The following is a 20926-nucleotide window of genomic DNA, read 5'->3' as shown; positions in this document are numbered from 1 at the left end:
AATATAATAGAAATAAATTTAACTATTGATATGTAAATGTGAATTCTAAGTGGCTTTTAAAAGAACCTGCAATCATTCCATTGCCATAACCGGATACTCTTGCCGATAATGGAATTTCAACATTTCGTGTTTGTGTATTAACATTCGCAGTAATCGTATCACCATTTTTTATTGTTGTTTTATTGGTAGTATTGGCTAAATTTAATGCCACATTTTTCGCCGTACCATTATTAATAAAATGTTCCGTGACTGTTGCATCCGGAGTGCCAGATATTTTCATTACAGCTATAGTGGTACCGACAGGGCAATTTTTTAGCTTCACGGAAAAATTAACCCACGGAGATTTCTGCGTATCTTTGATATTCCAAATATTAATTTTTTTCAAATCAATTAAATAATTATTTTTTTCGACTTCACAAGGAGCAGCAATAACGACACCATGTACTTTAATATTTGCAGTTAGCCCAAATGCAGTTAAAGAACAGCTCATTAGTGATAGTAATAGGATAAAATGTCTCATATTATTTTCTCTTTTATAAATAGGTAATTGTTGCCGTAATATTGGCGGAAATGGTTCCTGGTGTGGCATTACCTAATGAGCTAAAGGCACGTGTACGTAATGGAATATTAATATTCGCTTGCCCATTTGTCGGAACTTGTAATACTTTTTGGTTACCTAATGCAGTTGTTCCATTACCATTTTGTAGTTGTACGGCTAGGTTTTTAGCTGTGCCTTGATTTTTGTATAAACTTGCTACATCCGCGGTATCTGCCGTCCCTGTAAACGTCAGTTTTACTTGGTTAATAAAAGATGAACAATTATTTAGGCTGATATTAAATGTGTTCCAGTTAGAACCCGAGCTCGCATTGCGAAATACATCAGCAGAAATATTTTTCAGGTCAATATCAATATTATTACCACCGGTAATATTGCAAGTTGCCGCTCTAATATTACCGGTGAAATTCAACGTGACAGTGCTAGCAGCGAATGAATTCCCACTGAATATTAAGCTACTAAGTAAAAGTAAATTTTTAGATATTATTTTCATTTTTTATTCCTACTCATAGCGGATATTGACAGTTGCAGACGCATTTGCTGTACCTGACGTAATATTATCTGCTGTTTTTATATAGCGTGCCTTCCAATTAAACATGTAATCACCAGCTGGGACATTATTTTGCAGGCTGTTCTTGGTATTCAGCTTGATTGGATTATTATTTTTATCCAATAATTGTATTGCGACACCAGTAGCACTATTAGCTCCTATTAGCCCTAATTTTCCGGTTGCGGTATCTTCATATTTAGAACTTGTCACTGTCGCTTTAATATTGGTGCCAGCTGCACAAGTTAATGTAATTGGAATGTCAACCGGTGTGCTGGTTGAGCCTATATTGGGAAATTGCGTATCATACCAATCTTTCATATTAATATTATATGTAGACTGATTATTCTTTAATGAGCAACTCACAACAGAAATACGATAATTACTTCCAAAACCAAGTGTAGCGCCTAAAAATCGCGTACCAACCTTAGTGTTATATTGTGTAAGATTTGCAATATGCCCACTTCTAATCACACCCGAAGTGGTAATTGTTCCTGTTTTTAATATTTCAACTTCCCAGTTATTATACCCATTAGTACTTGTAAGCGTATATGACTTATCTATTGTCACTGATCTTGTTGGGATATAACCAGGTAAGACATTGTTGGTAAATTTGATTCTGACACCCACGCCAGGAATATTGGTTGGTGCAATTTTACTTGAATTGGCTGACCAACCATTTACATAGTAGGTATCTAAATATCCACCACAATCATTTTCATATGGCATGGCAAAAATATAATCAGCGGTGAATGCTCTAATACTATGACTTGCTAATACATAATTGTTGGCATGCAAATTATCATATTGTACATAAATTGTTCTATCAGGAATATTATGATGAGCAGTGTAGGTGCCTTTAAGACATTCAGCATAAGATGCATATGAATAAAAAAATAAGCATCCAAATAATAAGGGTAATTTATATAGTGTTATTTTCATGATAGACTCCCAATTATCGGCAAACCGCTGCTGTTTTATATAACCCCATATAATTCGATATACCCGCTAAGTTATAATTTACTTGGCATTGCTGTTTATCGTTGTATTGAATAATAAAACTGCCGTTTTCAGCTAAGCCAGATAAATAAATTTCACCATCATTGCCTACTATATTATTTAGCTGTGGATTATCTTTAAATATGGCCTGAGCACCGAAAGGCACGGGTTTACCATCAGCAAAACTTAATATCATGATGGCACGGTACCCGACATTCGCTGCAAAATTGGCTTTCACCAGTGCACCACGACTTGGAGCAACACTTTGGCTGGTTAATTCCATTTCGGTATTTTCAGGCAACCCCGAGGTATCGATATCAATCACATTTTTGCGATAAGCCGTGACATAAGGTACTAGCGCATAACCTTGGTTATTGGTGACAACCCCAGCTTGGTTTAAAATAGGAACATCACCCGCGTCAGGGATTTCTACAATAGCCGCGGTTTCGCCTAATTGCTGGCCAAGAACTAGTCCGCCAGAGTGAGCCACTAAGCTACCATTAACCCCGTAATAGAGGTTATAGTTGTCTTTGCTATAGCCAGTTCCACCTGAAACTTCACCATATTGCCCTTTATAAGAGGCATTCATATTACCGCTAGTGCCTTGTTCTCGAGTGGTAAAGCCTTGTTGCATACTCCAATTTAAGCGGTTATTGAGCTGAGAGGCGGAAAGCCCGATACTGCCTGTGCTTGGACCATTACTGCTGCTGTTACTGTTAAAGTTGTAGTAGAAAGTATTATCAAACACGCTAAACGGTACACTGACAGAGAAAGCAAGTTGATGATCATCTTCACTTTTCGTGCGGCTTCCGGAGCTATAGGAGTAACTATTGGTATTTTTGTTATAGGTATAATTCAAGCTATAACTGATGCCTTGCCAACTATTGTTGTAACCCACGGTGGCAGATTGTGTTTTGCGGTCACTATTCCAGTAGTCCTCATTGATATAACCGACTGAAATTGAACCAAAGCTATCTCCTAAATTTTGACTGAGAGTGATCTCACCGCGATTACGGCGGCGTTCAATTTCTGGTGCATAGTTTGTATTTCTATAACCATCAAAGACTTCCGCTAAACTGTAGAACCCTTTAGTGGAATAACGGTAACCTGCCAAAGCAATATTAGTACCAATGTCGTTGATATTTTTGTTATAGCGAAAACGGTATGACTGACCTTTTTCCGTAACATCATTACTTAGCGTTGAATTTGCATGAGTAACATCAATAGATAATGCACCAAACCGTCCAAGGTTTTGACCCGTACCAATAGAATAAGATTGGTAGTGCTCACTGACTTGGCTACCACCATAAGCGGTAATACCATAAGGTAAACCATAGATTAAGGTAAACTGACCAAATTTAGTTTTATCAATGCTACTGTCATAAGCGCGGTATTCCCCGCCTGTTACGCTATAAGAAAAATACCCCTCACGCTGTAATACGGGTAATGAAGCAAAAGGAACGATTTGATATTGCTCGCTCCCATTGGATTCTTTGATGGTGACATGTAAATCTCCACTTCCCCCTGTTGGGTATAAGTCTGTGATTTCAAAAGGGCCCGCTGCCACTTCAGTTTGGTAGATAATGTAGCCATTTTGGCGGATCGTTACTTGTGCATTGCTACGCGCTATCCCGCGTACAACGGGTGCATAGCCGCGCAAACTTTCAGGGGACATATCATCATCTGTCGCAAGCTGAGCTCCGCGAAATGGCACGCTATCAAAAACCATTGAAGGTGAGACACTATCCCCCAAGGTTAACTGACTTTTGATACTATTTATGCCACGTGATGCATAGGTATAAATGGTGTCCCATTTACCAGATTGGTCAGTATTGCTTGACCATGTGGTGTAATTCCGTAACCGCCAAGCTCCAATATTTAAACCGGGTCTTAAATTCACATAATGGGATGTATTATCTGAGCCATTTTTTTTACGATCATAATTTTTCGACCCGTTATAGCTATAATTTAATAACAGTGCATTGATCCCATTATCAATATTAGCTAGGTCAACGTAACCCCTTGGGTTTCTGTCTAATGCGATTTGAGGAATACTTAAATATAAACGTTGAGAATCAAACTCAAAGTTACTGGTGGCATCAGGGATCGCGGCGAGATTGACACAGTGACTTCCTGCTGTTTGCAATTCAGGGTATTCCGCTGTTTTAATACCAAATTCTTTAATGTCAGCAAGTGATAAACACGGAATTAATTGGTTCTGGCTATTTTTTTCGAATTTAAGATTTTTAGCACCAATTAAATTAGTATTGACATAAATATCAACATAGTAGTCACCAGCTAATTGTTCGTTATTCTCAAATTGTGATAAATCAACTGAGTCTTTATTCGGCAATTCTAAGAAATCGGGATCAAAGTAGACATTGTTTTCTGTTTTTTCTTCAGCATATAACGATGCGGTATAGCCTAAATATAATAGTAGGCCTAGAGATATTTTATTTATTTTCATGATAAAGCCCAACTTATTTTATAGTTTTATATTTTCGTTTCGAGTGCTTCTGGCGCGGCGCCATAATCATTAATAACTTCCCATTTAATTGTTCCATTGGTATTTGAGTTATTAATCTCGAAAGTTGCGTTTGAGAAAGGTGCAGCATAAGAAACATCATTAGCTTTTGTTCCGTTAAAGCTGATGCTCTGAAAATTCATAAAATAAGGTGTTGGGTTATTAACTGTAATTTTATTCCCAGATTTAGACCATACTAATTTTTTTTGCTCTTCAATAAAATTGACATCCTTTAAAGCTTTAGGACGATAAATGAGTTTCATCTGTGTTTTAAAGGCAATTTGTAATGAATTTTCTGTTCTTTCTGTTGCTGGGATCGTTTTTATATTTAGCCAGAATAATGATTCTCTATCATTCGGTAGTTTATTTTCGGTTAAAAATATTCTAAGTGCATTTATTTTTTCAGCATTAAGCCTAAATAATGGTGGTGTTATAGTGAAATCTGACTGTTTTTTTTCATCTATATTATCTATCCAGGATTGAATTAAATAAGGGATCTTATCTGGGTTTTCTACACTGATACTAACATCTTTGTTTCCCTCATTATAAATAACACGAGTTCCACCAATAATAACGCCTGCATTTGCAGTATTTATTAGCAGAAATAAAGAAATAAAAATATAGATAATAGATCTCATAATACCACCATTGAATGTTATTAGATAAGGTTCAATTCCATTTAAACCTTATTTGTTACTTAGTTATAATTGATTGTGAAAGTTGCCGTACCGTTCGCTGGACCCGGTGTTACAGAGTCAGTTTTGGCAATATAACGCGCTCTGAAATCTAAATTATTTTCTACATTTTCTTTCAATGGGTATGCTTTAGATGCGGTAAATAGTGGAACGACTTTATTAGTATCGTCAGTAATTTGAATGCCTACACCTGTTGCAACTCCGGTTTCTTCTTTTAATTTAATAACTTCATCGTCACCAATATAAGAGTCAGCATCGAATTTAACTGAAGCCGTTGTCACTGTAGCTGGGCAGTTAATTAATTTAATAGTAAATTTAGTTGCAGCAGCAGTACTTCCTGCAGTTGGTAATGCCTTTTTAGATACTTGGCCTAAGTTTACTTTTAATGCGTCAGAGCCCGCAGCTAATTCACATGCTTGGTCAATGATTTCACCGGTAAAGTCGATAGTACCATCTGCAGCTAATGCATTATTAACAGCAAAGATTGAGGTTGCAGCAATTAATGATGCAAGTAAGTTTTTTTTCATTTGTTTTTCTCCAAAAGATAATTATTTATTTTTCATTGAGTAGGTGGAATTACCAATTACTCAATTGGAGAGTATTTTGAAACTATTTTTTAAAATAAACAAGTTTTGTAAAATTTGGTAAAATATAATTAAATTTTAAAGTATTTAATTTTTTTAATTAAGTTAACACCTTATGGGAGAGCAATTGAAGTTCTATTTTATCTTAAGGTAAATATATTTTTAGATGAGTTTTTTACTAAAGTGAAATAACGATATAAAACTAAGAATAATTATAACGTGGGAGATAAATTTAATTTGTCTCTCATATGGTGATTATTTGGGTTTATAAGGCCCTGGCACATCAGACCACATTTGAAGAATGTTTTATTTGTACTATCGTAAAACGAAATAATAGTATAACTATCGAATTTCGTAGGTCTAAAAGTGCTACTTATTTCATTTTTTGAATAAATAAAGGGTATTACCATTCAGGATATGAATGAAAATTGCAGGGTGATTAATCTCGGTTTTCAGAAAACATTAAATTACCCTTTGAATATCTTCGATTAAATTCAATTGAGTAGCCTTAATTTTAATTAATTATGCTAAGGCTACATAAGAAGTTTCTTATTTATAGATACGTTTAAGCTACAGTGTTCATTGTTATAAATTTCCTATAAACGACGTTATTTTTGTATTAATGCTACTTGTATAAATTGAAATTCTGTTCAGGTGATAATAAGCTTTCTGCTTGCAATATCTTTTTTTTATTTTGTTTATTATTCATTGTGTTAATTGGTGTTGGAATAGTAAAATCAATAATTAATTCCTGAATATCAAGGTCTAATTATTTAATATTAAGATAAGTATGAAGTAATAAATTACTTCGTACATTATCTTAATATGATAGTGAACATTTGAAGTTATTCAATTCCTAGCTCTTTTAATTTACGGGTTAGGGTATTTCTCCCCCAGCCTAATAAACGGGCGGCTTCTTGTTTGTGTCCATTGGTGTATTTCAACGCGCACTTTAACATTGTACGTTCGAGTAAGGGAATGGTCTGTGCAAAGAGATCTTCTTTGCCCTCTATTAATGCGTTATCGGTCCACTCTTCAAGTAATTCAAACCACTGAGCGGCAGAACTCGGATTGTGCGATGACAATGATTGTGTTGGCACGGCATCGGTTTGCGATGATTTTATCACGGCATTTTGTTGTGGATGTTCTTCAAGCAAATCATCGGGCAAATCTTGCGGTAAAATTTCTTGGCTTGCCGCCATCACGGTTAGCCAACGGCAGACATTCTCCAATTGGCGAACATTACCTGACCAATAATAGCGCTGAAGAATTTTTTCGCTGTCGGGGTGGAGAACCTTAGCCTCGACACCGAGTTCTTTTGCCGTATTTTGTAAAAAATAATCGGCGAGACGCGGGATATCCTCAATGCGTTCACGTAATGGCGGTAATTGCACTCGAATGACATTTAACCGATGAAATAAGTCTTCGCGAAATAAACCTTCTTTAACCCGCTTTTCGAGGTCTTGGTGGGTTGCTGCAATAATCCGCACATCCACATTGACTGGGGTATAACCGCCAATACGGTAGAATTGGCCTTCCGCCAGAACACGTAACAAGCGAGTTTGGACATCAAGGGGCATATCGCCTATTTCATCTAAAAATAAAGAGCCATGGTTAGCTTGTTCGAATCGGCCTTGACGTACTTGGCTCGCGCCGGTGAAAGCGCCTTTTTCGTGACCAAATAGCTCAGATTCAATTAAGTCTTTGGGGATGGCGGCCATATTTAATGCAATAAAAGGGGCATCGGCGCGAGGGCTGTGCTGATGTAACGCGTGGGCAACCAGCTCTTTCCCAGTGCCTGATTCACCATTAATAAGCACACTAATTGATGAACGTGATAAACGGCCAATAATGCGATAGACCTCTTGCATTGCTGGTGCTTCACCGATCATCGTCGAAGAAACAACGGGGGTGGCTGGTTTAGCTTCACGGCCTGCATGGTTTTGTTCACGACTATGATTTAAAGCGCGTTCGACCAAGGCAACGGTTTCATCAATATCGAAAGGTTTTGGCAAGTAATCAAAAGCACCTGATTGGTAGGCATTCACGGCAGCATCAAGGTCAGAGTGTGCGGTCATGATAATAATCGGTAAAAGGGGGTGCGATTGTTTAATTGTATTTAGTAGCTCAATACCATTTTTACCTGGCATACGGATATCTGATAACAACACATCAGGGAGTGAGTTTTCTAATGCGCTGAGCACTGCATTCGCACTATCAAAGCAGGTACAAGCAAAATTAGCATTATTTAATGCGCGTTCAAGTACCCAACGGATGGAGCTATCATCATCAACCACCCAAATTTTTCCCTGCGTCATGGTTATCTCCTATTTCTTAATTGGTAGATAAATGGAAAACTCAGTGTGGCCCGGCCAACTGGTAAATTCGATTTTTCCTGCGTGTTGGTCAACTAAACTGCGAGCAATCGACAGGCCAAGCCCTGTGCCATCAGGTCGTCCGCTGACCATGGGATAGAACAACGTATCCTGAATTGCCAATGGAATACCGGGACCGTTATCTTCAATATCAATACGTGCAGCTAATCTATAACGTTCACCTTGCAATGTGACTTGAAAAGCTGTTCGTGTACGCAAAGTGATATAACCTCCCGTTTCGGCGAGGGCTTGTAAGGCGTTTCGGGTGATATTTAGAAGCACTTGCTCGATTTGGTCCGGGTAATACTCTAATTCAGGCAAACTTGGGTCATAATCACGAGTTAGTGTTACATTATCGGGTTTTTCTAATGACACTAACCGCGTTACGTTTTCCATAATATGATGAATACTTTGTTGCGTTTTCGGCCCCGGGTATTGTGGCCCAAGTAGCCTATCAACCAGTGCTCGCAGGCGGTCGGCCTGTTCGATAATCACTTGAGTATATTCATTTAATTGTGGGTCAGGCAGCGCTTTAGAGAGCAGTTGCGCAGCGCCTCGCAAACCCCCGAGTGGGTTTTTAATCTCGTGAGCAAGCCCACGGATCAGTTCACGGGCAGCGAGCTGCTGGGCATTTTGTGCGAGTTCTTGGCTCAAACGTCGCTGGCTATCTAATTGTGAAAGCTCAACTAAAATAAATTGTTCTGAAAAAGGCTGGGCGCTGCACGACATCACATGAGAATGGTTGTTAAACACTAAAGTGACTTCATTTTCGGTAAAGCTATGGCCTTCTTTTAAGCTATTGAGCATCAGTTCATCATTGAGTGAACAATAGCTGAATAACAGGGGGAGAGGCGTACCATATAGCTTGCGCTGGCTTTGGGTTAAGATCTGGAGTGCAGCATGGTTGGCGTAATGGATAACCAAGTCGTAATCCAAAATTAGCACGCTATTAATGAGAGAGTCGAGAATATGTTCCGGTGCTGGCAAGTGTTCGGTTTTCATGTAATGTTGCTCCTGCACTATTTTGGTGCATTATACCTGATAGACCAAACAACCGATATTTGATTTTTGTTGCGTAAGTACCTTAGAGATAAAAGGCCCCATCGAAAGATGGGGCAAGTGCTTCACGGCAACAAAGACTAACAGTGGAACGGCGTGTTACACACTGTAGTACATTTCAAATTCGAGAGGGTGTGGTGCCATACGAACACGTTGTATGTCGGCACGGGTTAATTCGATATACGCATCGATAGCATCATTAGTGAATACACCACCACGGGTTAAGAATTCACGGTCTTTATCTAATTCGGCTAACGCTTCATCTAAAGAACCTGAAACTGTTGGGATTTCTTTGGCTTCTTCCGGTGGTAAGTCGTATAAGTTTTTGTCCATCGCATCGCCAGGGTGGATTTTATTGATGATGCCATCAAGACCCGCCATTAGCTGGGCTGCAAACGCTAAATATGGGTTAGCTGCAGGGTCTGGGAAGCGAACTTCAATACGGCGTGCTTTTGTACTCGCAACCACTGGAATACGAATCGAAGCAGAGCGGTTACGTGCAGAGTATGCCAACATGACTGGCGCTTCAAAGCCCGGAACTAAACGTTTGTATGAGTTAGTGGTTGGGTTAGTAAATGCGTTCAGCGCACGTGCATGCTTAATAATACCGCCGATGTAGTACAGCGCCATTTCTGATAAACCGCCGTATTTGTCACCTGCGAACAGGTTCACACCACCTTTAGATAAAGACATATGGCAGTGCATACCAGAACCATTATCACCCACTAAAGGTTTTGGCATAAAGGTCGCTGTTTTGCCGTATGCATGGGCAACATTGTGAACGACATATTTATAAATCTGAGTTTCATCCGCTTTTTTGGTCATGGTATTAAAGCGGGTAGCCACTTCGTTTTGGCCTGCGGTCGCTACTTCATGGTGGTGAGCTTCAACAACTAAGCCCATCTCTTCCATTGTGGTACACATGGCTGAACGCAAGTCTTGTGATGAATCAACCGGTGGAACGGGGAAGTAACCGCCTTTTACTGCAGGGCGATGGCCTTTATTGCCACCTTCGTATTTGGTTCCTGTATTCCATGCAGCTTCGATATCATCGATATGGTAGTAGCTACCGTGCATGTTGTTGCCAAAACGAATGTCATCAAAAACGAAAAATTCAGGCTCTGGTCCAAAGAGAACGATATCAGCAATCCCGCTGGAGCGCAGGAAATCTTCTGCGCGTTTTGAAATTGAACGTGGGTCTCTGTCATAACCTTGCATTGTGCCCGGCTCTAAAATATCGCAGCGTATAATCAATGTGATATCGGCAAAGAACGGGTCTAACATCGCGGTAGACGCGTCAGGCATTAATACCATGTCTGACTCATTGATGCCTTTCCAGCCACCAATAGATGAACCATCAAACATCTGGCCTTCTTCAAAGAAGTCTTCGTCAACTTGGTGAGCAGGGATAGTGATGTGTTGCTCTTTACCTTTAGTGTCGGTAAAACGCAGATCAATAAATCTAACATTGTGCTCTTTAATTAACGATAAAACATGTTCAGCGGACATCTCGGCTCTCCTGGTCGGGTCTAATCAACAAATCACAAGCTATTTTTGAGGGTGTGTTTGTTGTTTGTCTGGCGTGCTAGTCATATAAAAGTGGTTAGTACGCGCTCTATAAATAGATAAGCGAAAAGCGTGCCAACTTTTTAATTATAGCAAATACTGATTGTTACGTGAGGACGAGGGATTTTCATCATGCTGCATTGGTCGTATTGCACTATATTAGTGCATGAAATGACTATTTTGCACTGTTCTAGTGCGTTTGCGAGTGGAGCTCAAATAAAAAAGCCAACATTGCGCTCTGTTAAAGCATAAGGTTGGCCGGATAAAAAAGAAATGAGGTGGTTTAATGCCAGACAGCTACATTAATCTTCATCGCTATTAGTTAATAATGTATTCACTTCTTCAATTTGTTTTACTGCATCATTGATGATGGAGGCAATTTGGCGCGTCTGCTCTTCGTTTAGTTGTTTTAAAACCATTTTGTGACGTAATAAAGCTTTAAAACGACTGACTGCCATTTCAATGTCTTCTGCTAAATTACTGCCTTGTTGCATATCACGTGCTTTAGCCAGTTTGCGAGCAATAACCGCTTCAATTTCTTTATTTTGAGCTAAATGATCAGAGCCTTCCGGCGTAATCGTAAAACTTTTTCGATTACGTTCAACAATCTGAGACTCCAAGAAGCCTTGTTCTTCTAACAGGGTTAGAGTGGGATAAATAACACCCGGGCTTGGCACATACAAGCCATTTGAGGCTTCTTGAATATCCTTGATAATTTCGTAGCCATAGCTTGGTTTTTTAGCGACTAACGAAAGTACCATAATATGAAGGTCGCCATGGTCGAATAAACGACGTAGGCCTTTACCTCTTCCACGACCTCTTTGGCGGTCATCACCATGTCCACGACCATGACGGCCTTCGCCGTGGCAGCGTTCACCATGTCCACGACCATGACGGTCTTCGCCGTGGCAGCGTTCACCATGTCCATGTCCATGACGGCCTTCGCCGTGGCAGCGTTCACCGTGTCCACGACCATGACGGCCTTCACCGTGGCAGCGTTCACCGTGTCCACGACCATGACGGCCTTCACCGTGGCAGTGTTCACCGTGCCCATGGCGGTCATCACCATAATAGTCATCTCCGTGGTTGCAATGTTCGTGACTATGACGGCCTTCATTGTGGCAACATCCACCGCGATGGCCATGTTGATTTTCATCATGGCGTGCATAATATACATGACGACAAGATTTAATTAGCATATAGTTACTCCTTAGTTTGTAACTTTAGATATATCGAATTTGTTTTCTGGTTTTACTATATTTAGATATATCTAATTAGTCAATTTAGATATATCTAAATAACGCAAAAAGATATTTAAACTGGTAGTTAAGAAAGAAAGTCTATTTTTTGTTCTTTTTTTGGGCTGCTAATATTAAGTTTTTAGCGTATTATTCTGTCACTTCGTGGTTTCGCAGAGATGATGCTCATTATTTTGTGAGGGAATCTGGCACTGTTACGCAACTGAATGTTTTTTCGCTAAAAACTTTTTATACAGTGATGGGTTTCACATTTATTCCACTTGTGCGGAAAAACGTGTAAAATAACAGCAAATTAACGTAGAAAGTATGTTTTGGGTGTGAATAACGGCTCAGTAAGCATATTCCTTTCCTGTCAATTAAACGGTAAAAATCCTTGTCAATTCAAAATTTAAGAAACATCGCCATCATCGCTCACGTTGACCATGGCAAGACCACACTGGTTGGTAAATTATTGCAGCAATCAGGCACGTTCGGTGAACGTGAAACTGTTGATGAGCGTGTTATGGACTCCAATGACTTGGAGAAAGAGCGTGGTATTACTATCCTTGCTAAAAATACCGCTATCCAATGGAATGGTTATCATATCAATATCGTAGACACCCCAGGTCACGCCGATTTCGGTGGTGAGGTTGAGCGCGTTATGTCTATGGTTGACTGTGTACTGCTGGTTGTTGATGCGATGGATGGCCCAATGCCACAAACTCGCTTCGTAACGCAAAAAGCGTTCGACCACGGTTTACGTCCTATTGTTGTTATCAATAAAGTTGACCGCCCAGGCGCACGTCCTGATTGGGTTGTTGACCAAGTATTCGACTTATTCGTGAACTTAGGTGCAACGGATGAGCAACTCGATTTCCCTATCGTTTATGCATCTGCATTAAACGGTATTGCTGGTCTTGACCACGAAAACATGGCTGAAGACATGACTCCACTGTACGAAGCTATCGTGGAACACGTTGCGCCACCAGCGGTAGATATCGATGGTCCATTCCAAATGCAAGTTTCGCAATTGGATTACAACAGCTATTTAGGTGTTATCGGTATTGGTCGTATCAAACGCGGTGTTGTTAAGCCTAACCAACAAGTAACGGTTATCGATAGCGAAGGTAAAACTCGTAACGGTAAAATTGGTAAAGTTCTGACTCACTTAGGTTTAGAGCGTATTGACTCACAACAAGCGGAAGCGGGTGACATTGTTGCTCTGACCGGTTTGGGTGAACTGAATATCTCTGACACCATTTGCCAAGTCGGTAGCGTTGAAGCACTGCCTGCATTAGCGGTTGATGAGCCAACAGTTAGCATGTTCTACTGTGTTAACACCTCACCATTCTGTGGTAAAGAAGGTAAATTCGTGACTTCACGTCAGATCCTTGACCGTTTGAATAAAGAATTGGTTCACAACGTTGCACTACGCGTTGAAGAAACTCAAGACCCAGATGCATTCCGCGTTTCTGGTCGTGGTGAGCTTCACTTATCTGTTCTGATTGAAAACATGCGTCGTGAAGGTTTCGAATTAGCCGTATCTCGTCCAAAAGTTATCATTCGTGAAATCGATGGTCGTAAACAAGAGCCGTTCGAACAAGTGACGTTAGACGTTGAAGAACAGCATCAAGGCGACATCATGAAAGCATTAGGTGAGCGTAAAGGCGACCTGCGTGACATGATGCCAGACGGTAAAGGCCGTGTACGTCTTGATTACGTCATTCCAAGCCGTGGTCTGATTGGCTTCCGTACTGAGTTCATGACAATGACATCAGGTACTGGTTTACTGTACTCAACGTTCAGCCATTACGATGATGTTCGCCCAGGCGAAATCGGTGGCCGTCAAAACGGTGTTCTGATCTCTAACGGACAAGGTAAAGCGGTTGCTTATGCACTGTACAGCCTGCAAGACCGTGGTAAGCTGTTCTTGGGTCACGGTGCTGAAGTGTATGAAGGCCAAATCATTGGTATTCACTCACGTTCTAACGACTTAACTGTTAACTGCTTAACTGGTAAAAAACTGACTAACATGCGTGCGTCAGGTACTGATGAAGCGACAACTCTGTCACCACCAATTAAAATGACTCTGGAACAAGCTCTTGAGTTCATTGATGATGACGAATTAGTTGAAGTGACTCCGCAGTCTATTCGTCTGCGTAAACGTCATTTGACTGAGAACGATCGCCGCCGTGCAAACCGTTCTAAAGAAGACTAATTACCATGATGTAATGTTGTTTATTACTTTATTGTAGTTATGAGTGTAGTAAGGCGCCTTTCGGCGCCTTACTTATTTATAAAGGCTTATCTTTTTTCATAAAATACAGTGATGAAATAAATAGTCCGAAAATTAAAGGGATTTCGTACAATTCTTCGATAAGGCTTTGAAGTTCAGAATGATATAGAAAAACTGAACTGAGAAACCTATGGTGTTCAACACTGTCTGAAATTAAAAAAGCACACAGGGTTAGTAGTAGGCTCCAAAGTGGAATAGCTGTGTTTTTTAGGTGAAAAACAATACTTTTTCTTAATGGTGAAGCACATAGCATCAAAACTAAACTGCTAATCAAGGTAATAGAAATTAGCCTGAAATAAGTGTGATCCAGATTAGGGAAAAATTCTCGCCCCCAATTTGTTCCTCTGCCAAATAATGTTACCCACCAGATAGTTGCCCATAACCAAAATAATTTCATTCCCTGACTTTTTTGCTGTAATGGTCTCATATAAAACCAAGTGAAAAAGACACAAAAAATTAGAGTGGCGGATTGAAAATGTTCAATAACTTTTGTTGTAAGGTCGATATTGAAATTCAGAGGGAAATAATTAAATAATGGAATTAAAAATAAACTTCCCCATAGAATAGCAATCGGCCAAGAGATTGTTTTATCTATTTTCATAGTCTGGCTTTTATATTTTAAGATTTATTTATTACTGATAATGCATTGATATCAGCTCACATTGCTTATGTGTAACTTGCTACATACAAGCCATTATGCAAAAAGCCGATAGTGGGACTTAACATTTAGTATCAAAAACCGAGAGTGTGGTGTGAAATAGCACCTTTGGGATAAAAAACGTTTTCTCGGTAACAGAATAAATCGGCTGGTTTTCTGCTCATTAATTGCGCTAAGTGTGGATTGCTTAATCGATAAATTGACAAAATAACTTGAATTATCACTAATTAGGGCTGTTCAGTTGCCCGAATAATGATTAAAGTAAATTTAGTGAATAACAATGAGGAAAATTTATGCTGTATATCTTCGATATGGGTAATGTGATTATTGATATCGACTTTAATCGTGTATTTGATAAATGGTCTGAACTCAGCGGCACACCAAGTGAAGAAATCAAATCACGTTTTACTTTTGGTAATATCTTTCAATTACATGAGTGTGGAAAAATTTCAGACATCGAGTTTGCTGAGCTGCTTTGTGAAGAAATGGACATTACACTAAGCTTTGAAGACTTTGCTGAAGGCTGGCACGCTATTTTTATTTCGTTACGACCTGAAGTTATTGATATTATGGAACGCCTGCGTGAACAAGGGCACCGAGTGGTCGTTTTATCGAATACTAATCGCCTACATCTCGACTACTGGCCAGCACACTACCCAGAAATTGCAGCTTCCTCCGATTTCTTATATTTATCCCAAGATTTAGGCATGCGTAAGCCTGATCCTGAAATTTACAAATATGTACTGCAATCCGAAGAGTTTGATGCTGCAGATGCTATTTTCTTTGATGATGTCGAAGAAAATATAAAAGCCGCAGAAGCCCTTGGTATTCGCAGTATTCATGTTGTGAATAAAGACACCATTCCTGAATATTTCCGCACTTACGATTTTAGTGCAGAAGTTGAATAATATCCTGATTTTATAGTGGGGCAACGGCTAACGTTGCTCCATCTTTTTGTAAAGAGTCATCATGATTGCATTAATCCAGAGAGTCACTCATGCGAGTGTAGTTGTTGATCAGAAAATAGTAGGACAAATAAATGCTGGGCTGCTGGTTTTGCTTGGTGTTGAAAAAGATGATGATGAACAGAAAGCCAAACGTTTGTGTGAAAAAGTATTAGGCTACCGTATTTTTAGTGATGAACAAGGGAAAATGAATCTCAATGTTCAACAAGCAGGTGGTAGCTTGCTGGTGGTTTCTCAATTTACTTTAGCAGCTGATACCAAAAAAGGTATGCGGCCTAGTTTTTCAGGGGGGGCAGAACCTGAAAGGGCAGATACTTTGTATCAATACTTTGTTGAACAAAGTCGCCAACAAGGGGTTGAAACACAAACGGGTGAATTTGCCGCTGACATGCAAGTGAATTTAACCAATGATGGCCCTGTCACTTTCTGGCTACAAGTGTGAGTCCATTTTTAAAGGGGGAAGCGATGTACCATTTACGTACACCGAAAGACGATATTGAATTTGCAACTTATTACCATTTTCGCTGGGAAATGTTGCGAAAACCGTTTAATCAACCCCTAGGTTCTGAAAAAGATGGCTATGACTTAACGGCACACCATCAAATGGTCGTCGATGATAAAAACCGTATTCTTGCCATTGGTCGTTTGTATATTAATGCTGACAACGAAGGCGCTATTCGTTTCTTAGCCGTTAATCCGGCAATGCAGGGAAAAGGGCTTGGTAAGTTGATTATCATGGCGCTGGAATCTGTTGCTCGGCAAGAAGGGGTAAAACGCATTGTATCAAGCGTTCGTGAAGAAGCAGTTCCATTTTTCAATAAAATGGGGTTTGAAAATCGAGGGCAAGTAGCAGGGCAGCTAAAAACGCCAGTGCGCCATTACTTGATGATCAAACCCATTGAGACATTAGACCAAATTCTGCATCGCCCAGACTGGTGTGGCGAGTTACAACAAGCCTGGTATAAGTATATTCCATTGAGTGAAAAAATGGGTGTCCGAATCGACCAATACACAGGAACTCGTTTTATTACCACTATGCCAGAAGCGGGCAACCAAAACCCTCATGAAACCATATTTGCAGGGAGCCAATTTTCATTAGCTACCCTAACAGGGTGGGGGCTGATTTGGCTATTAATGCAAGAACACCAGCTTGGTGGTGATATTGTGTTGGTCGATGCCAGTATTCGTTATGGTAAGCCAGTAAGCGGTAGGCCGACAGCAACTGCGGACTTAGCCAATATGAGCGGTGACCTTGACCGCTTAGCGCGAGGTAGCAAGGCGCGAGTAAAACTGAACGTTGAGGTTAGTAACCCTGATGGTAAAGTAGGCGCTGTATTCAGCGGTGTTTATATGGTGTTACCTGTAGAAACAGTCAAGTAAAGTTACCCATTGAATATTAAAAAAGAAAGGCAGGTTCGATTGACCTGCCTTTTGTATTTCTATGAATTGACAGTTTTTATTAATTGCTAAGTGCGGGGAGCGGTTCTGCCAAAGAAGGCTCAGTAGGCTGCAAATCGGTTTCGGACTCTACTGAAGAGGTGACAACCCCGTTCACAACAGTACGGAATAGACGTTTACCTTGCAATGGTATGGCCATCAATTCCCCATTCAAACTTTTTTCCACTGATGGGGCGAGCAAATCACCTTGTAATGTTGCATCAAAGTCACCGATGACTTGAGCGGGGAAGCCTGCCCAACCCCATTGATTTAAATCAACGAGGTCAATATTAGAACCTGATGCTCTCAGTAAAAAGGGAACTTTTTTCGGTTCTTGCTTTACCAGCAAGCCAATTTTACTGATGCCTTTATCGGTACTGACCGTTAAGCTCACCGCCGCTGAGGATTTACCACTTTGACGTACTTCAATAAATGGCCGGCGTACGAGAACTTGGTTGATTGTGCCGCTATCTGCAGTAAATGTCGCTTTACCGCTCCAAATTCCCCACTGTTTTTGTTTAATCAAATCGACATTTTCGATATTGCCGCTTAGAGCGGTCAATTCGAAAGGAAATTGTGCCTGGATATTCATCAAAAGTGATTGAGAAAGGGTGAACTTTTTGATGTTTAAACCAGATAACCACGTTGGGGTTGGTTCTGCGAAGAAGGACAACCAATTTTCAGGTAAGGTATATAAGATACCCGCGAGTTTACCTTCGTCAATGGTTAGTATTTGATCATTACGTTGCCAAGACCCACTGAGATTAAAGACACCTTTATTATAGTAACCCGATAACTTATTGATATTAAGGCTGTCGCCATTGATACTTAGCTCACCAATTAAGGTACTCAGTTGCTGGTCTTTTACGACGAATTGGTCGACATTAAAGCTAATATTGCCTTTGGGATTAGTCCAGCTTCCTCTTAAGAAGCTGAGTTGGTCAATTTCGGTATTTAAGCCAGAAAGTGCCCAATCCCTTCCTTGGATATCAACGTTGGTTAATTCTACCTGTTTGACCTGCAGCGATTTTTCACTCGTTATTGCATCAAATAGTGAATCGAAATCAACATTATTTTCCCAGCCGACTTTATTCATGGTGAGGGAGTCAACCATGATAGAGCCATCGCTAAGTACCTTCCCAGCACCCGCAATATAGCCATTATTTAAGTAGGCACTTGCTTGGCTTATTTCTGTTCCTTGCTGCTGCAATTTACCAGTAATGGCAACATTCTTGAAGGAAAGGCCATTGAATTTTAATTGGTTAGAGGTAAATCGAAAATCACCGTAACCAAAAGGGGATTTTTCGGCTGGTTTCCAAGGGGTAATTCCTCCCGTGAAGCCAGTGAATTGCACAGTATCGTTGTCTTTTTTAAGCGTAATTTGGCTATTTTCAAATTGCAAAATATTTGCAGAAATAGGGAACAGCACCGTATTTGGTAAGACGGTTGTCGATAATGTTCCTTGAGTGATAACTAAACGTTTGATAGCCGTACCGCTAAATAGGTTTCGCCAATTAATATCAATTACGACTTGTCGTGAATCTAAAGAGAGATCGCTGTTTTTAGACGTTAATTTAACATCTTGGAAAATGAATTCACCGGGGTTAGAAAACTCATGTCCCATAATTCCTACATCAATATCGTAGTCAGTAAATTTACTTAAAAATTGACTGGAGTAGGATGCACCCCAACGGGTTTGTAGCCCGATATAAGTAAAAATAAACAATAGCAGCAGTAACAAAAGTGCATAGGTAGTAAATTTGATTAACCATTTCACAGTTTACTGCTCCTTTGGTTTGTGGACGAATAGACACAAAAAGAAACCGTCTAATATAGCGACAATTTAAGGATAGCATACAGAAAAACCGCCAGAATGTTCAACACTGGCGGCTAGAATGAAAGATTATTTTTCGAGAGGGAAGACTAAATTCAGAACAATTGCAGTTAAACCACCCGCAGCAATCCCCGAAGAAAATAATGTTTTTAGCCAGTCAGGTGCGAATTGTAAAATCAAAGGTTGTTGTGAAACGCCCATACCCACTGCGAGAGAAAGGGCGATAATCATAATTGCACGGCGATTGAGTGGCTCGCGAGAGACTATCCTTACACCTGAAGCGGCGATGGTACCAAACATCACAATGGTTGCTCCGCCCAGCACAGGTTCGGGAATTTGTTGCACGAAGCCTGCAACGGCAGGGAACAACCCTAATAACACCAACATTAAAGCGACAATGTAGCCGACATAGCGGCTTGCCACCCCAGTTAATTGGATAACACCGTTGTTCTGCCCAAAGCAAGAGTTAGGGAAAGTATTAAATACCGCAGAAACCATTGAATTCAAACCATTGGCGAGTACGCCACCTTTAATTCGTTTCATGTATAAAGGGCCACGAACCGGTTGTTCTGATACGTCAGAAGTGGCGGTAATATCACCTATCGTTTCTAAGGAAGTCACCATAAAAATAAGAATTAATGGGATCAACAGGTTCCAGTCGAATGATAAGCCATAATAAAAAGGCTCAGGGACAGTAATAATTGGCTGATTGGCTTCCACGGGTTGCGCATTTGGCAACATATCCATCCACCAAGCGGCAAGGTAGCCAACCGCCATCGCGATGACGAGAGAAGCAACGCGCAAGTAAGGGTTTTTCTGGCGATTCAAGAGGATAATAACGGCTAATACAATCCCCGCTAAAATCAAGTAATCAGGGGAACCAAAAGTATTGTCACTAATAGCACCATAGCCACCACCAATGGACGTTAATCCCACTTGAATTAAGGACAATCCAATAATCATCACGACCACGCCAGAGACCAATGGTGTGATAACGCGACGTGCTAAATGTAAGAAGCGTGAAAGAATGACTTCAGTGAGTGCGGCGACGAGTAAAGTACCAAACAAAGCTGCCATCATGGATGGGATATCAGCACCACCTTGCTTGAGTGCAACACCTCCCATAATTAAAGGTGCAACAAAGTTAAAACTGGTTCCTTGAATCGAAAGCAGGCCTGAGCCAATAGGGCCCCACGCGCGAATTTGAATTAAAGAGGCAATACCGGAGGCAAATAAAGACATACTGATGATGCGCTGAGTGTCGTGGGCTGGTAGCCCCAAAGCTTGGCAAATCAGCATTGCAGGGGTAATAACTGCGACAAACATCGCAAGAAGGTGTTGCCCGGCAGCAAACAAGGCTTGCGGCAGCGGTGGGCGGTCTTCTAATTTGTAGATGAGTTCGCTTTGCGTTTGTGTGGTCGCTTCAGTAGTTTGTTTTTCAGACGTCGCAGTATTCATTGCCTTCATTTCTCGCCAACAAAAAACGCATTGTAATGCGAGGAATTTAAAAAGCAATCGTTTGCGCGTAAAAAATATTGATCAATGTTAAATAAGGCTGTCACATTTTTATATCTTTTAACTTGTATTTATAAC

General features: G+C 40.3%; 17 protein-coding genes. 4 read left to right on the top strand and 13 right to left on the bottom strand.

Going from position 1 to position 20926, the window contains the following annotated elements; translation table 11 throughout:
- Positions 1-22: 22 nt before the first annotated feature.
- The 10 genes from PR725_RS13765 to PR725_RS13720 all read right to left on the bottom strand — a co-directional run bounded on the left by PR725_RS13765 (position 23) and on the right by PR725_RS13720 (position 12104).
- The gene (locus PR725_RS13765; RefSeq protein WP_227024232.1) at positions 23-520 is read right to left on the bottom strand and encodes a fimbrial protein; all 498 of its coding nucleotides are present in this window, start codon (positions 518-520) and stop codon (positions 23-25) included.
- A gap of 13 nt (positions 521-533) precedes the next feature.
- Positions 534-1049: a fimbrial protein gene (locus tag PR725_RS13760; RefSeq protein ID WP_123382638.1), complete on the bottom strand. Its 516-nt coding sequence runs from the start codon at positions 1047-1049 to the stop codon at positions 534-536.
- A gap of 9 nt (positions 1050-1058) precedes the next feature.
- A complete protein-coding gene (locus PR725_RS13755; RefSeq protein ID WP_196718853.1) occupies positions 1059-2045 on the bottom strand; it encodes a fimbrial protein in 987 nt (328 codons plus the stop codon).
- A gap of 13 nt (positions 2046-2058) precedes the next feature.
- A complete protein-coding gene (locus tag PR725_RS13750) occupies positions 2059-4569 on the bottom strand; it encodes a fimbria/pilus outer membrane usher protein (RefSeq protein ID WP_196718852.1) in 2511 nt (836 codons plus the stop codon).
- 26 nt (positions 4570-4595) lie between these two features.
- The gene (locus tag PR725_RS13745) at positions 4596-5264 is read right to left on the bottom strand and encodes a fimbrial biogenesis chaperone (RefSeq protein ID WP_272569418.1); all 669 of its coding nucleotides are present in this window, start codon (positions 5262-5264) and stop codon (positions 4596-4598) included.
- 59 nt (positions 5265-5323) lie between these two features.
- Positions 5324-5848, bottom strand: coding sequence for a fimbrial protein (locus PR725_RS13740; RefSeq protein ID WP_109912401.1), 525 nt, complete (start codon positions 5846-5848; stop codon positions 5324-5326).
- Between the two features lie 902 nt (positions 5849-6750).
- On the bottom strand, positions 6751-8223 hold the full coding sequence (glnG, locus tag PR725_RS13735) for a nitrogen regulation protein NR(I) (protein ID WP_109912873.1): 1473 nt from the start codon (positions 8221-8223) through the stop codon (positions 6751-6753).
- 9 nt (positions 8224-8232) lie between these two features.
- The gene (gene glnL / locus PR725_RS13730) at positions 8233-9282 is read right to left on the bottom strand and encodes a nitrogen regulation protein NR(II) (RefSeq protein ID WP_004266098.1); all 1050 of its coding nucleotides are present in this window, start codon (positions 9280-9282) and stop codon (positions 8233-8235) included.
- A 156-nt stretch (positions 9283-9438) separates the two neighbouring features.
- Positions 9439-10848 carry a glutamate--ammonia ligase gene (gene glnA / locus PR725_RS13725; RefSeq protein WP_004266097.1) on the bottom strand — a complete coding sequence of 470 codons (1410 nt, stop codon included), beginning with the start codon at positions 10846-10848 and terminating at the stop codon, positions 9439-9441.
- Between the two features lie 359 nt (positions 10849-11207).
- A complete protein-coding gene (locus tag PR725_RS13720; protein WP_231136653.1) occupies positions 11208-12104 on the bottom strand; it encodes a PadR family transcriptional regulator in 897 nt (298 codons plus the stop codon).
- Between the two features lie 433 nt (positions 12105-12537).
- Here PR725_RS13720 and typA point away from each other — a divergent pair, with 433 nt between their 5' ends.
- Positions 12538-14361 carry a ribosome-dependent GTPase TypA gene (typA, locus tag PR725_RS13715; protein WP_004262702.1) on the top strand — a complete coding sequence of 608 codons (1824 nt, stop codon included), beginning with the start codon at positions 12538-12540 and terminating at the stop codon, positions 14359-14361.
- Positions 14362-14437: 76 nt separating this feature from the next.
- Here the strand turns inward: typA and PR725_RS13710 are convergent, their stop codons facing one another.
- Positions 14438-15040, bottom strand: coding sequence for a hypothetical protein (locus PR725_RS13710; RefSeq protein WP_004266094.1), 603 nt, complete (start codon positions 15038-15040; stop codon positions 14438-14440).
- Between the two features lie 350 nt (positions 15041-15390).
- Here PR725_RS13710 and yihX point away from each other — a divergent pair, with 350 nt between their 5' ends.
- The 3 genes from yihX (at position 15391) to fabY (ending at position 17442) form a co-directional block, all read left to right on the top strand.
- Positions 15391-16005, top strand: coding sequence for a glucose-1-phosphatase (gene yihX / locus PR725_RS13705; RefSeq protein ID WP_004266093.1), 615 nt, complete (start codon positions 15391-15393; stop codon positions 16003-16005).
- 61 nt (positions 16006-16066) lie between these two features.
- On the top strand, positions 16067-16504 hold the full coding sequence (gene dtd / locus PR725_RS13700; RefSeq protein ID WP_004266092.1) for a D-aminoacyl-tRNA deacylase: 438 nt from the start codon (positions 16067-16069) through the stop codon (positions 16502-16504).
- Between the two features lie 23 nt (positions 16505-16527).
- Complete coding sequence (gene fabY, locus PR725_RS13695) at positions 16528-17442, top strand: fatty acid biosynthesis protein FabY (protein ID WP_196718851.1); 915 nt, start codon at positions 16528-16530, stop codon at positions 17440-17442.
- Between the two features lie 79 nt (positions 17443-17521).
- Here the strand turns inward: fabY and PR725_RS13690 are convergent, their stop codons facing one another.
- Together PR725_RS13690 and PR725_RS13685 are read right to left on the bottom strand one after the other, a co-directional pair.
- The gene (locus tag PR725_RS13690) at positions 17522-19276 is read right to left on the bottom strand and encodes an AsmA family protein (protein ID WP_123382634.1); all 1755 of its coding nucleotides are present in this window, start codon (positions 19274-19276) and stop codon (positions 17522-17524) included.
- A gap of 126 nt (positions 19277-19402) precedes the next feature.
- On the bottom strand, positions 19403-20791 hold the full coding sequence (locus PR725_RS13685; protein WP_004266089.1) for a uracil-xanthine permease family protein: 1389 nt from the start codon (positions 20789-20791) through the stop codon (positions 19403-19405).
- Positions 20792-20926: the final 135 nt, after the last annotated feature.

Origin of the sequence: Providencia sp. PROV255 (assembly GCF_028478065.1) — a bacterium.
Lineage (GTDB): Bacteria > Pseudomonadota > Gammaproteobacteria > Enterobacterales > Enterobacteriaceae > Providencia > Providencia rettgeri.
Note: the sequence above shows the minus strand (reverse complement) of the source record. Positions and strands in the feature narration are given on the sequence as shown.

Bases quoted from the DNA above. Each gene is read 5' to 3' on its own strand.
- dtd (WP_004266092.1), top strand. From the start codon at position 16,067: ATGATTGCATTAATCCAGAGAGTCACTCATGCGAGTGTAGTTGTTGAT.
- PR725_RS13710 (WP_004266094.1), bottom strand. From the start codon at position 15,040: ATGAAAATAGATAAAACAATCTCTTGGCCGATTGCTATTCTATGGGGA.
- PR725_RS13685 (WP_004266089.1), bottom strand. From the start codon at position 20,791: ATGAATACTGCGACGTCTGAAAAACAAACTACTGAAGCGACCACACAA.
- glnL (WP_004266098.1), bottom strand. From the start codon at position 9,282: ATGAAAACCGAACACTTGCCAGCACCGGAACATATTCTCGACTCTCTC.
- yihX (WP_004266093.1), top strand. From the start codon at position 15,391: ATGCTGTATATCTTCGATATGGGTAATGTGATTATTGATATCGACTTT.
- PR725_RS13760 (WP_123382638.1), bottom strand. From the start codon at position 1,049: ATGAAAATAATATCTAAAAATTTACTTTTACTTAGTAGCTTAATATTC.
- PR725_RS13750 (WP_196718852.1), bottom strand. From the start codon at position 4,569: ATGAAAATAAATAAAATATCTCTAGGCCTACTATTATATTTAGGCTAT.
- PR725_RS13755 (WP_196718853.1), bottom strand. From the start codon at position 2,045: ATGAAAATAACACTATATAAATTACCCTTATTATTTGGATGCTTATTT.
- PR725_RS13720 (WP_231136653.1), bottom strand. From the start codon at position 12,104: ATGCTAATTAAATCTTGTCGTCATGTATATTATGCACGCCATGATGAA.
- fabY (WP_196718851.1), top strand. From the start codon at position 16,528: ATGTACCATTTACGTACACCGAAAGACGATATTGAATTTGCAACTTAT.
- PR725_RS13765 (WP_227024232.1), bottom strand. From the start codon at position 520: ATGAGACATTTTATCCTATTACTATCACTAATGAGCTGTTCTTTAACT.
- PR725_RS13740 (WP_109912401.1), bottom strand. From the start codon at position 5,848: ATGAAAAAAAACTTACTTGCATCATTAATTGCTGCAACCTCAATCTTT.
- glnG (WP_109912873.1), bottom strand. From the start codon at position 8,223: ATGACGCAGGGAAAAATTTGGGTGGTTGATGATGATAGCTCCATCCGT.
- PR725_RS13745 (WP_272569418.1), bottom strand. From the start codon at position 5,264: ATGAGATCTATTATCTATATTTTTATTTCTTTATTTCTGCTAATAAAT.
- glnA (WP_004266097.1), bottom strand. From the start codon at position 10,848: ATGTCCGCTGAACATGTTTTATCGTTAATTAAAGAGCACAATGTTAGA.